Source organism: Streptomyces triticagri, assembly GCF_003429565.1.
Lineage (GTDB): Bacteria > Actinomycetota > Actinomycetes > Streptomycetales > Streptomycetaceae > Streptomyces > Streptomyces triticagri.
Genome location: NZ_QUAK01000104.1, coordinates 21,947 through 34,522, shown reverse-complemented (window position 1 = coordinate 34,522; position 12,576 = coordinate 21,947). Strand labels below are relative to the sequence as shown.

Genomic DNA, 12,576 nt, shown 5'->3' with positions numbered 1-12,576 from the left:
GGCGCCACGGGCGCGGGCTGCTGCGGAGGCGTCACGAGCGTGGGGGTGGGGGCGGCCGGTGGCGGGACGGGGGCCGCGGGCTGCGGCGCGGGGGCGGGCGCCGCCTGCTGCGGTTCGTCCACGCTGATGCCGTAGTCGGTGGCGAGGCCCTCCAGTCCGCTCCCGTAGCCCTGGCCGACGGCACGGAACTTCCAGGCGCCCTGCCGCCGGTAGAGCTCGCCGAGCACGAAGGCCGTCTCCACTGAGGCGTCCCCGCTGTCGTAGCGGGCCAGTTCGGTGCCGGCGGCGGCATCGAGGATACGAATGCACAGGCCAGGGACCTGTCCGAAGGTGCCGCCGTCGGCCGAGGCGGCGAGCACCACGGTCTCGATGGCGGGCTCCACGCGCGCGAGATCGACGGCGATGGTGTCCGTCACCATGCCTCCCGCGGTCCGCTTGCCCTCGTGGCGTACGGCGCCCGAGGAGTGCGCGGGCTGGTTGTAGAAGACGAAATCCGCGTCGGAGCGGACCTTCCCGGCGGCGAGCAGCAGAGCCGAGGCATCGGCGTCGGGCACGCCGGCGCCCGAGCGCCAGCCGATCTCGACCCGTACCGCGGGTGCCGGCACCGGCACGTTCGATCCTTTAGGCATTGACATGTCTGTCCCCATCGCGCGTCGTCGCGTCCAGAAGTGCTGCCGATTCGTACACGGCCAAACATATTCCGGTGGTTGCCTGCCCCGTGCACAAGATCCCCAGATCACGATCCGGGCCTTGCCCGCGGCGGCGCGGCCGTCTCCTCCTCACTACGCTGACGGGATGGCCACCAAACCCGAGGTCAGGTCCTGGCAGGACATGCGCGACTGGCAGATCGGTCTGCTCGAGCGGAACACCGGCCGGACTCTGGCGAGTTGGACCGAAGCCGTCCGTGCGCAGGCGCCGGCGGACGAGCAGCAGCTGCGGGCCTGGCTGGAGAACGAGGGAGTGCGGGGCTATGCGCAGCAGCTGCTCGTGCACGAGACCTTCGGCTACCCGGCTTTCCTTCTGCAGAGCGCGGACGCATTGATCGACGCCCAGTACGCGGACCGGCCCGGGCTGCGCCCCGTGCTCGATGCGGTGCTGCTGAGGGCCGCCGCGCTGCCGCAGGTCACGGTGCAGGCCCGTAAGACGTTCGTGGCGCTCGTCGGACCGCGGCGCACCTTCGCGCGCGTGCGGCCCACCACCCGGACCCGCGTCGACGTCGGGCTGCGGCTCCCGGATGCGGTGCCGGGCGGCCGGCTGCTCGACGCGAAGGGTCTGGGCGACGGGATGGACGTGCGGATCGCCTTTTCGACGGCCGACGAGGTGGACGACGGGTTCGCGGGGCTGCTGCAGCGGGCCTACGACGCCAACGACTGACCGGCACCGGCCCGCGGTAATCGCGCCGGGAAGCCGTGGCCATTCACGCGCCGATTCCCCGCTGCGCCCACTCCGCCCGACGTTTTCCCGGGAATTCCGGGCGGCTGCCGAATTCCTCGAACTCGCGGGACGCCGCGCCCACTTGCACGGCCGACGGACCCACTGCAGAGACCGGGTGGCGCCCCGGGCCGGGAGTCGGCCGGGTCCGCCCACACCGTACCGCCGGGGAGCCGGCGGAACGCCCCTGAGAGTGACGACACGGCAACGGTGCGACGCGAGGGGAAACTTCACGCCACCGCGCTCATCAATCCGGCTGAATTCGCGGAGCCCGTCCCGAGCGAAGATCGGATGCTCGCGGGCGTGCCCCGAAAACCCCGAATGTGCTGGTCGGTTACCCGCAGGTACCCACGGCGGGCAAAGGTGCGCCCCTTCGGTTTCTTCGTAACGAAGGGAGCGTGGACGGCGAGCTCATGATTTCCACACACGCCACACCTATGTCAGGGCTATCCAACCAGCACATCGTGGGCTTAACTTATGTGCCATGACCTCCCCCCGCGCCACCTACGGCAGCGGCTACTACCCCGCGCCTTCATTCCCCGACACCCCGATCTACGACTCGCTCGTGGCCGAGCGGGGCACACCGCAGATCGCCCCGATCCGCGTGCCGTCCGCGTACGAGACGGGCGGGCAACTGCCCGCGCTGCACTCGTCGTTGCCAGCGCTGCCGGCCGCACCCTCACCCCAGCAGCCGCACTACGGATACCCGGGCGCCGCACAGCCCACGGCTCTCCAGCAGGCACCGGCGCCGTACATCCCGCAGCAGGCGGCCGGGCCTCGGGGCTATCCGGGCGCCGCACAGCAGCAGCGCCCGCCGCAGCCCGGCGGCTACGAGGCGATGCGTCCGGCGGCGCCCGCGCCGATGCAGTACGAGGACCCGCACCGCCGTCCCTACCAGGGAGGGCGTGGCTACTGACGCGATCAGCCTCGGACACCGGGACCGACCATCCGGGCCGAGGCGGATTCCGGGGCCCTGGAGGGGGAAGGCCAGGGCCCTTCGTCATGCCTTCGGTCGTCATGCCTTCCGGTCGTCATTGCGTCCGGCCGAAACTCTGTCCGAGTGCGGGAGTATCCTGCAGTCGGGCGATCCTCGGCAGGTCCACGCCCGGGCACACACGACCGGTGATGCCGGCACCGCACAGAAGCAACAGAAGGCACAGAAGCTGACACCCGCGAGGGGAACACAGCGGTCATACCCGGCCGTTGGCTCTCCGGACGGGTGATTTCGCTCTCTCTTCGTCCCGCCCGTGCTTGGACCGCGCCGCAGCGGGTTAGGACGGACGCGGAAGGGGGTGCAGCATCGTGCGGGCTGTGGTGGGACTCTGGCGCTGGCGGGGGAACGATCTGCGCCGCAGGACGGATCTGGTGGAGGCCTGGACGGCTCTGGTGGCCGTGGCCCTGATGGTGTTCGGTGCCCCGGCCGTCGGGTGGACGGTCGGCTCGCTGACCGACGACGCCCTGCAGCAGAGCGTGCAGGCCCAGCGTGAGACGCGGCACCGGGTCACGGCGACCGTACTGACCAAGGTGGCCGCGCCGCCCGTGGACCCCGACCCGGAGACGTCCACCGCACGTGACTCGGGCAGCCCCGTCACCGCCCGCTGGACCGCTCCGGACGGCACCCGGCGCTCCGGCCCCGTGACGGCGGACATCCGCAGGCCCGAGCCCGGCGACCGGTTCCGCCTCTGGACCGACGACCGGGGACGTCCGGCGAACCGCCCGCTGGACTCCGCGACCGCCAGCTCCCATGCGGCCCTCGCCGGGTTCGCGGCGGGCGCGATGTCGGCAGGTCTCGCGGAAGGCGCACGCCGTCTCGTCGTATGGCGCCTCGTGCGGGCGCGGTATGCGGCATGGGACAGCGAATGGGCCAAGGCCGGTCCCGACTGGGGGCGTACGGGCACGGGCAGCTGACCGAACGCCGCATCGAACCGACGGGGGCTGCCCCGGACCGGTCAACTCCCCACCCCCGCGCACGCTACGGTGGTCCGGCAGGTCCGACGCGAACGCACGAGGTGGGGGCACGGCAGCGCCATGGCACAGGGCACGGTCCAGGTGACTCACAGCGGAACCTCCCGCTGGCGGCGCCGCACAGGTGAGTACGGGTCGCTGTCCGCCGCCCTGGAGGCCGCGGGCGACGGCGATGTGCTGACCGTCGCGCCCGGCACCTACCGGGAGAACCTGGTGGTGCAGCGCGCCGTGACCCTGCGCGGCGAGGGCACCCCCGGATCGGTCCGCCTCGCCCCCGCGGACGGTGTGCCGCTGACCGTGCGTTCCTCCGCTCTGGTTCAGGACCTCCAGGTGGAGGGGCAGGACACCACCTCGCCCGCGGTGCTCGTCGAGGACAGTGCGCCGGAGCTCACCGGGCTGCGCATCGTGACGCGTTCGGCAGCGGGCATCGAGGTGCGCGCGGGCGCACGCCCCACGGTCCGCAGGTGCACGGTGGACAATCCCGCGGGCGTGGGCATCGCGGTGCTCGACGGTGGCGGCGGGGTGTACGAGGAGTGCGAGGTGCTTGCGGCGGGCCAGTCGGGGGTCGCGGTCCGCGACGGGGCGCACCCTCGTCTGGAGCGCTGCCGGGTGCATCACTCCGGTGGTTCCGGCCTGTCGGTCACGGGCGACAACTCGGCGCTGGAGGCACTGGGTTGTGAGGTGTACGAGATCAAGGGTTCGGGTGTGCAGGTGACCGCCAGGGCCGCGGCTCATCTCACGCACTGCACGGTGCACCGCACGTCCGCGGACGGGATCACCATGGACACGGACGCCGTGCTCACGCTGGCCGACTGCCGCGTGCACGACGTGCCGGAGAACGCCTTCGATCTGCGGTCCCGTTCGGTGCTCACGCTCACCCGCTCCACGGTGAGCCGCTTCGGGCGCAACGGCCTCTCGGTGTGGGACCCGGGCACCAGGGTGGACGCCAACCAGTGCGAGATCCACGACAGTACGGGCGACTATCCGGCGGTGTGGGTGAGCGACGGGGCGACCGCCGTGCTCGACTCCTGCCGGGTGCACGACGTGCCGGACGCCCTCTTCGTGCTGGACCGCGGTTCGCGGGTCGACATGGTGGACAGCGATGTCTCCCAGGTCCGCAACACGGCGGTGTCGGTCAGCGACGGGGCGACCGCGCAGCTCGACGACTGCCGGATCCGGGAGGCCGCCACGGGTGCCTGGTTCCGCGACCACGGCAGTGGCGGCACGCTGAGCAACTGCACCGTGGAAGGCTCCCAGACCGGGGTGATCGTCACCAAGGGTGCCGATCCCACCGTGGAGCGGTGCACCGTGACCAAGCCGGCCGAGGCCGGCTTCTATGTGTCGGCCGAGGGCCGCGGCACGTTCCACGGCTGCCGGGTGACGGGCAGCAGCGGCTACGGCTTCCATGTGATGGACGGCTGCCGCACCACGCTGCGCAAATGCCGCACGGAGCGCTGTGCCCGCGGCGGCTTCGAGTTCGCCGAGGACGGTCCGCTGGTCGAGGACTGCAGCAGCGACGAGAGTGCGAGCGCGCGGCCCGCGGCGCCCGAGCGGGTGGTGCAGACCGCCGTACAGCCCGGCGGTCTGCTCGGCTCCATCCCCGGTCAGCGCAGTGCCGAGCCGGAGCCGCAGCCCGCGGCCGCTCCCGAGCCCGTGGAGCGCCGTTCCTCGCAGGCGGTGCTCGGTGAACTGGACGCCCTGGTGGGCCTGGAGAGCGTCAAGCGCGAGGTGCGCGCCCTCACCGACATGATCGAGGTGGGACGGCGCCGGGTGCAGGCGGGCCTCAAGGCCGCCTCCGTACGCCGCCATCTGGTCTTCACCGGGTCGCCCGGCACCGGCAAGACGACGGTGGCGCGGCTGTACGGCGAGATCCTCGCCTCGCTCGGTGTCCTGGAGCAGGGCCATCTGGTGGAGGTGTCCCGGGTGGACCTGGTGGGCGAGCACATCGGCTCGACCGCGATCCGTACCCAGGAGGCCTTCGAACGCGCCCGTGGCGGCGTCCTGTTCATCGACGAGGCGTACGCGCTGTCCCCCGAGGACTCCGGGCGCGACTTCGGCCGTGAGGCGATCGACACCCTGGTGAAGCTGATGGAGGACCACCGGGACGCGGTGGTGGTGATCGTCGCCGGCTACACCTCGGAGATGACGCGGTTCCTTTCCGTCAACCCCGGTGTGGCGTCCCGTTTTTCCCGGACCATCACCTTCGGGGACTACGACGCCGGTGAACTCCTGAGCATCGTCGGGCAGCAGGCGGACGAGCACGAGTACCGGCTTGCGGAGGGCACCGCGGAGGCGCTGACGAAGTACTTCACGGAGCTGCCGAAGGGCGCCGCGTTCGGCAACGGACGTACCGCGAGGCAGGTCTTCGAGGCGATGGTGGAGCGGCACGCCGGCCGCGTCGCCCACTTCGACGACGCGACCACGGACGATCTGACGCTGCTCTACCCGGAGGATCTGCCGGAGCTGCCCTGACGTGCGTCCACCGCCGTCACGGCGGCGGGTCCTCCGCCGCCGGACCGCCCTGGCGCGGGACCTCGGCGGGGTGCAACCGGGCGAGCAGGGCGGCCCGTTCGCGGGCGAAGGCCGGGTCCGCCTGGTAGTCGGAGTGGCCGAGGATCGGTGCGGGCAGCGGGTGTTCGTCGGTGCGCGGATAGGCGAGCGGGTCGAGCAGCGGCGCGTGGTCGACCTCTGCGCCGCCCTTGCCGGTGAGCCGGACCGGTCCGCCGATCGGGTCCGTGGGCCGGTGCAGATTGCTCCAGCAGGCGACCTCCAGGTGCAGTTCGTCGAGGGCGGCCGGCCCGAAGTGGGCGGGGAACCAGCGGCCGTAGAGGCGCTCGAGGGGCGATCCGTAGGTGAGCAGGGCGACGCGCCGGCGTACCGCTGCGGGCAGTTGCCAGGCCGCGGCGGCGGCGAGAACGCTGCCCTGCGAGTGGCCGGAGAGGACGAGGCGGCCGCCGGTGCGCCGGGTCCAGGACACCATGCGCCAGGTCAGGTCCGGTACGGCGCGCTCCGCGTAGCAGGGCGGCGCGAACGGGTGCGCGGCGCGCGGCCAGAAGGTGCCGACGTCCCAGAGGATGCCGATGGTGCGTCGGGCCGAGGGGTCGCGATAGGCGCGGCGGCCCCAGGTGACGAAGAGTATGAAGCCGAGACCGATCATCCAGGAGCCGAGTGCCTGTGCGGTCTGCGCGGCACCGCTCACGAATCCCGGGCCGTCTGCGGCCGCCCGCCCCGGTACCTCGGTCGTCGCCCAGGCTCCGGCGAGCGCGGCGGCACCGAGGAGCAGGGTGACGGCGGAGACGACGCCGACGATCGCCGGGGCGCGGTCGGTGAGCGCCGCGCGGGCCCGGGTGCCGGCGATCTTCCTGGTCCGTACGGCGTCGTCGTCCTCCACCTCGTAGAGGTCGCACACCTCGGTGATCTCCCGGCGTCGGCGCTGCAGGGTGCGGATCGTCAGATGTCCCGCCATCAGCAGGACGACGACGAGCAGTACGGGGATCACGGCGGCCTGCCAGGAGAGCACCACGGGCGGGCCGACCAGGGAGTCGCCGTCCTGCCCGGGGGTGCCGCCGCCGTCCAGCCAGTCGGCGACCCGCTGGGCGACGCCGCCGGACATCACACCGCCGAGCGCGCAGGCGAGCATCGCGACGGCGGGGCCGCCGAGTCCGCCGAGCGCCGTGCTCGGCACCCGGGTGGTGCGGTAGAGGATCAGGGCGACCACGGCGAGGGCCACCACGAGCAAGCCCTGCACGAGGGCGATGCCGCCGAAGGTCGCATCGCCGGGGAGCCGGCCCTCGGAGCGCCAGCCGGGCCTGTTCCAGGCGGCGTACGTGACGGCGAGCGCGAGCATCGCAAGGGCGACGAGCGGCAGGAACGCGGTGACCGCGCGGTCGAGGGCCCGGTCGAAGTTCCGCTCGCTGCGGCCGCGGCGGCAGACCACGACGACGATGACCGCGATGCCGACGACGAGCGCGCCTTCGAGCAACCGGCCGAGCAGGTCGAGCGCCGCGGAGCCGCCGGGAGCACGGTCGAAGCGGGCCGCGGAGGTGGCGACGGCGGCGGCCACCGTCAGCAGCCCGGCGGCCGTGTGGGCCGCCCGGAGCCGGGCGACGGGACGGCGGCCGTACCAGAACCCTGGGCGGCCGAGTTGCCGGGTGTCGTCCTCGGCGGGCTCGCGCTGCGGCAGCGGGCGCTGGGCCTCGTAGGCGATCCAGGTGCGGCGGGAGAGGAACCAGAGCAGTGCGGTCAGCGCGCCGGGAACCAGGGCGGCGAGCGCGAGGCGGCGTCCCGGCTGGGTCCACCAGCCGCCGCCCCCGTCGGCGTCGGGCGCGAGGAAGCCCAGCCAGGACCGGTCGTCGGCGCAGGCGTGGGTGCCGGCGCACTGCCAGGCGACGAGGTCGAGCGCCACCTCGCAGGCGGCGGCCACCAGGAGGACGGTGAGAGTGAGACCTACGAGGCGGACGAGGACTCCGTAGAGGCGGACGGCACCGGGCCGGCCGTGCGCGCTCGGCCGCATCCAGTGGGCGAGGTTGACGACCATGAACGGCAGCAGGAGCAGCCACAGGGCACGGGCGCCGTTGCCGGAGGTGAGGTTCGCCCAGCAGTAGGCCTCGGGGACGGGCTTGTCGCGGTAGTCGTCCGGCCGTTGCTCGGCGTCGGTGTCGTCGCTGCGCCGGTGCACGGCCGCGATGCCGTCGCCGCTGACGCGGACGGTGCGCGGGTCGCCGAGCATCTCCTCCGGTGTCGCCCCGCCGACTCCGTGGACCAGTAGCTCGAGCGCGGTCTCCTCCGCCTGTGCGGGCATCGCTTGCTGTGGCGTCTGCTGCGGCACTTGGTGCGGCTCCCCGTGTCTCATCCTGTCGTGCTGCCCCGTACGTGCTGTTGTGCTGCCCCGTACGTGCGGCAAGAATCCCGCGCCGGCGGGTGCGGGCGCTGCGGTCGTCACGGAATCTCCCCCGTGGCGGGTGACTTCGCGCCACCCGGAACGACGGGTGGCGGCCGGGTCACGGCCGGTGTCCGCGCCCCGGAGCGGCCGTGGCAGGATGAGGGACCTGCAGGCGGGCACCACGAGGGAAGGAACCGGACCGGTCGTGAGCGAGCAGCAGAACCTCCTCGCGGAGCAGCGACGTGCGCTCATCGTCGACGAGGTCCGGCGGCGCGGCGGCGTCCGGGTCAATGAACTCACGCGCAGGCTCGGCGTGTCGGACATGACGGTGCGCCGCGATCTGGACGCGCTGGCCCGGCAGGGTGTGCTCGAGAAGGTGCACGGCGGTGCGGTGCCGGTGGTGGAGGCCAGTACGCACGAGCCGGGGTTCGAGGCGAAGTCGGGGCTCGAGCTGAGTGCCAAGGAGGACATCGCGCGCACCGCCGCGTCGCTGGTCGCACCGGGCAGTGCCCTGGCGCTCTCCGGCGGTACGACGACGTATGCGCTCGCCCGGCATCTGCTCGACGTACCGGATCTGACCGTGGTGACCAACTCGGTGCGGGTGGCGGACGTGTTCCACGCGGCGCAGAGTGGCGGGGAGCGGCGCGCGGGCGCGGCCACGGTGGTGCTGACCGGGGGTGTGCGCACTCCGTCGGACTCCCTGGTGGGACCGGTGGCCGACCAGGCGATCGGCTCGCTCCACTTCGATGTGCTGTTCCTCGGGGTGCACGGCCTGTCCCCCGACGCGGGTCTGTCGACGCCCAACCTGGCGGAGGCCGAGACCAACCGCCGTCTGGTGCAGTCCGCCCGCCGTGTGGTGGTGGTCGCGGACCACACCAAGTGGGGGACGGTGGGCCTGAGTTCGTTCGCCACACTGGAGCAGGTGGACACCTGGGTGACGGACGGGGGGCTGCCCACGGAGGTGCGCTCCGAGATCACCGAGCGGGTGCAGCGGCTGCTCGTGGTGGGCGAGTACGAGCCGGGCGAAGACCCCGGGGCAGACAACTGACGGCGCGTCAATTATGGTGTTCGGGCGCCGAGTCACCCGACTACCCGCATCCGCAGGGGGTTTCAGGACCATGGCACGCCGACTGAGCCCGGTGGGGCTCGAGTTCGTCGACACCGCAGCGGTGCGACTCGTGTTCGCGCGGGAGATCGCGTCCGACCCCGCGTCCGTGTACCGGGCGCTGGCCGAGGATGTCGAGGGCTGGCCGTCCTGGTTCAAGGCGGTGTCCCTGGCCCGCCCGACGAACGGGGGCGAGGGCCGCCTCGTCAAGCTCACCGGTGGAGTGCGCTTCGACGAGACGATTCTCGCCAGGGACCCGGAGGAACGCTATGCCTACCGGGTCGACGAGACGAATGTGCCGGGGGTACGGCATCTCGTCGAGGAGTGGCTGCTGACTCCCGCCGGTGACGGCACCCGGGTCCGCTGGACCTTCGCGGCGGACGGTTCGGCCCCTTTCCGGATCGGGCTCAAGCTGGCGAGGCCCGGGCTCGGCCGGTCGTTCCGTGATGCGGTGACCCGGCTCGACAAGCGGCTCTCCGGCACGCACACCTGAGACCCGGCACGCACCCGCCCGCGGTTCACTCGCCGGCGGGCCACAGCCCGGTGTCCAGCAGCGACTCGATGGCGGTCGCGTACGGGGTGATGTCCAGGCCCTGCTCCTCCAGCCAGGTGTCCGAGTAGTACTTGTCCAGGTAGCGGTCGCCCGGGTCGCACAGCAGGGTGACGACGCTCCCCCGCTGTCCCTGCGCCACCATCTCGGCGACGATCTTCAGGGCGCTCCACAGACCGGTCCCGGTGGAGCCGCCGGCCTTGCGGCCGATCGCACCTTCCAGGGCCCGCACCGCGGCGACACTCGCCGCGTCCGGGACCTTCATCATGCGGTCGATGGCACCCGGTACGAAGCTCGGCTCCATGCGGGGCCTGCCGATGCCCTCGATACGCGATCCGCAGTCGCTGGTGCAGTCCGGGTCGTCGTCGACCCAGCCGTCGAAGAAGCAGGAGTTCTCCGGGTCGGGCACACAGATGCGGGTGTCGTACTGCATGTAGTGCACATAGCGCGCGATGGTCGCCGAGGTGCCGCCCGTGCCGGCGGTGGTGACGATCCAGGCCGGCTCCGGGTACCGCTCCAACTCCAGCTGCTGGTAGATGGATTGGGCGATGTTGTTGTTCCCCCGCCAGTCCGTGGCACGCTCGGCGTAGGTGAACTGGTCCATGTAGTGGCCGCCGGTGCGCGCGGCGAGAGCCGCGGACTCCGCGTACATCGTGCGGGAGTCGTCCACGAAGTGGCACTGCCCGCCGTGGAATTCGATGAGCCGGCACTTCTCGGCGCTGGTCGTACGGGGCATCACCGCGATGAAGGGGACGCCGATCAGCTTGGCGAAGTACGCCTCGGAGACGGCCGTCGAGCCGCTGGACGCCTCGATCACGGGGCGGTCGGGCCGGATCCAGCCGTTGCAGAGGCCGTAGAGGAACAGCGAGCGGGCGAGCCGGTGTTTGAGGCTGCCCGTGGGGTGCGTCGACTCGTCCTTGAGGTACAGGTCGATGCCCCATTGCTCGGGGAGCAGGAAGCGCAGCAGGTGGGTGTCGGCCGAGCGGTTGGCGTCGGCCTGCACCTTGCGCACGGCCTCCTTCAGCCAGCTCCGGTACGCCTGGTCGCTGCGGTCGACGTCCAGGGTGGGCGTGGCCGATGCGGTCGCCCGCTTCTGAGAGGTGCTCATCGGGCGGCTCCTTCAGCTCGTCGCGGGACGTGGTCCGCCCCGCCGGCAACTCCGATCATAGACACCTTCACCACGCTCCTCACCTGCATAAACACGCCTTTGGGAGCCCCAAAGGAACTGCTGGACGCAGGCGTTGCACCGGCCGGCGCACCCGGCGCGGAGACCCGCCCGGCGGCTTCCGGCCGACTGCCTGGGACACTGGTGTGCGGGCCGGGCGTACGGGCACACTGCGTAGACGGACGGCGCGATGCAGCCGTGGACGTGATGGCGACGGGGACAGCGGACAGGGGGCGAGCGGCATGACGGAGCAGGGGACGAGCAGCGTGACGGAGCCGGACTTCACGGCCACGGGCGTACGGATCGACCGGCGGCTGCGGCGCTCGCTCACCCGGGCGGGCCAGGTGCGCATCAGCGACGGCCGCCTGGAGCTCCTCACCAGCTACGGGAGCGAGATCGACAGCGCCCCGCTGAACGCCGTACGGGCCGGGCGGCCTTGGTTCGCCACCCACGACCGGGCCCGCGCGACCGTCAACGGCCGGCGCTATTCGCTGACCCTGCGCGCGGAGACCCACGACCCGGATCCGGCCGCGCCGCCGGCACAGGCCGCGGTGGAGCGCGACCCGTCCACGGCGCGGCGCTTCCTGGAAGCGGTGCGGCGCGCAGGCGGCCGGCTCTCCCGGGCCTGACGCAGAGACCGCACCCCGAGCAGCCGCCGCGGGCGTCCCGCGGCCTGCCGGCGACCGCCCCTCACCTGCCGGAAGGCGTTCGCGAGTTGCAGTACGACACCCCCTGAGTCACTCTGGTCTCACGTCACTCAGGGTTTATCGGCGGTCACGCTGCGAGTCAGCTGCATCGCCCAGCAGGCAGCCACTGTGGAATCCGTGGTGCTCCGCCCGGGACCGTAGGACGGTCACGTCCAGCTCGGGACCGGCGCCTCCCGCGGAATGGATCTTCGTCTTCCGGACCTCAATTCGGGGAGTCGCAGCCGTGATCAGCCAGCAGAGCAGGCACTGCACGGTGGAGCTCAAGGCCCTGCCGTCCCGCATCGGACAAGTCCGCCGGATCATCTCGGCGCAGTTGCGCCACTGGCAGCTCGAGCCCTTGATAGACCAGGCCACCCTCGGCGTCACCGAGCTGCTCAGCAATGTCCACCGGCATGCAGGCCCGGACAAGCAGTGCACCGTGGAGATCGTGCTGCTCCCCGAACTGCTGACCGTCTCGGTGCACGACCACGACCCCCGTCTGCCGCAGCTGCACCGGGCGGATTCGCTGGACACCTGTGGCCGCGGGCTCGCACTGGTCGAGGCCGTCAGCGCGAGCTGGGGCATGCGGGCCGAGGGGCCGGCCGGCAAGGTCGTCTGGTTCACCCTCCCCACGCCGGTCCCGGGCGCCACGTCGCTCCGGGACACCGCGCCGCGGTACGCCACCGGCCGTCCCCACGGGGCCGGCCGCACCGTACGGCTGCCGGAGAAGACTCCCGCCCGGTCGGCCGTCGTCGGCTGACCGGGCGGTGATGCGCCCTGGCCGGGTGTCCG

At 72.3% G+C, this 12,576-nt stretch carries 11 protein-coding genes; 8 read left to right on the top strand and 3 right to left on the bottom strand.

The window, feature by feature from the left end; translation table 11 throughout:
- The coding region (locus DY218_RS19315; protein ID WP_147336154.1) for a TerD family protein at nt 1-647 on the bottom strand (647 nt) is incomplete at its 3' end.
- A 148-nt stretch (nt 648-795) separates the two neighbouring features.
- On the opposite strand from DY218_RS19315, the gene DY218_RS19310 reads away from it, so the two are divergent.
- The 4 genes from DY218_RS19310 (at nt 796) to DY218_RS19290 (ending at nt 5,868) form a co-directional block, all read left to right on the top strand.
- The gene (locus DY218_RS19310; protein ID WP_128557329.1) at nt 796-1,374 is read left to right on the top strand and encodes a DUF5655 domain-containing protein; all 579 of its coding nucleotides are present in this window, start codon (nt 796-798) and stop codon (nt 1,372-1,374) included.
- 541 nt (nt 1,375-1,915) lie between these two features.
- Complete coding sequence (locus DY218_RS19300; RefSeq protein WP_128557327.1) at nt 1,916-2,347, top strand: DUF6643 family protein; 432 nt, start codon at nt 1,916-1,918, stop codon at nt 2,345-2,347.
- Nucleotides 2,348-2,733: 386 nt separating this feature from the next.
- Nucleotides 2,734-3,339 (top strand): Rv1733c family protein, encoded by a 606-nt coding sequence (locus DY218_RS19295; RefSeq protein WP_128557326.1) that lies wholly within the window; start codon nt 2,734-2,736, stop codon nt 3,337-3,339.
- Nucleotides 3,340-3,459: 120 nt separating this feature from the next.
- Complete coding sequence (locus DY218_RS19290) at nt 3,460-5,868, top strand: right-handed parallel beta-helix repeat-containing protein (protein WP_128557325.1); 2,409 nt, start codon at nt 3,460-3,462, stop codon at nt 5,866-5,868.
- 16 nt (nt 5,869-5,884) lie between these two features.
- Here the strand turns inward: DY218_RS19290 and DY218_RS19285 are convergent, their stop codons facing one another.
- Nucleotides 5,885-8,197 (bottom strand): hypothetical protein, encoded by a 2,313-nt coding sequence (locus DY218_RS19285; protein ID WP_128557334.1) that lies wholly within the window; start codon nt 8,195-8,197, stop codon nt 5,885-5,887.
- 286 nt (nt 8,198-8,483) lie between these two features.
- Between DY218_RS19285 and DY218_RS19280 the strand changes: the two genes are divergently transcribed.
- Together DY218_RS19280 and DY218_RS19275 are read left to right on the top strand one after the other, a co-directional pair.
- Nucleotides 8,484-9,326, top strand: coding sequence for a DeoR/GlpR family DNA-binding transcription regulator (locus tag DY218_RS19280; RefSeq protein ID WP_128557324.1), 843 nt, complete (start codon nt 8,484-8,486; stop codon nt 9,324-9,326).
- 70 nt (nt 9,327-9,396) lie between these two features.
- Nucleotides 9,397-9,876 carry an SRPBCC family protein gene (locus tag DY218_RS19275; RefSeq protein ID WP_128557323.1) on the top strand — a complete coding sequence of 160 codons (480 nt, stop codon included), beginning with the start codon at nt 9,397-9,399 and terminating at the stop codon, nt 9,874-9,876.
- A gap of 25 nt (nt 9,877-9,901) precedes the next feature.
- Here the strand turns inward: DY218_RS19275 and DY218_RS19270 are convergent, their stop codons facing one another.
- Nucleotides 9,902-11,041 (bottom strand): PLP-dependent cysteine synthase family protein, encoded by a 1,140-nt coding sequence (locus tag DY218_RS19270; protein ID WP_128557322.1) that lies wholly within the window; start codon nt 11,039-11,041, stop codon nt 9,902-9,904.
- 323 nt (nt 11,042-11,364) lie between these two features.
- Here DY218_RS19270 and DY218_RS19265 point away from each other — a divergent pair, with 323 nt between their 5' ends.
- A complete protein-coding gene (locus tag DY218_RS19265) occupies nt 11,365-11,727 on the top strand; it encodes a hypothetical protein (RefSeq protein ID WP_128557333.1) in 363 nt (120 codons plus the stop codon).
- 301 nt (nt 11,728-12,028) lie between these two features.
- Entirely contained in the window at nt 12,029-12,544 is a 516-nt protein-coding gene (locus DY218_RS19260) for an ATP-binding protein (protein WP_128557321.1), read from the top strand.
- The last annotated feature ends 32 nt before the right edge of the window (nt 12,545-12,576 follow it).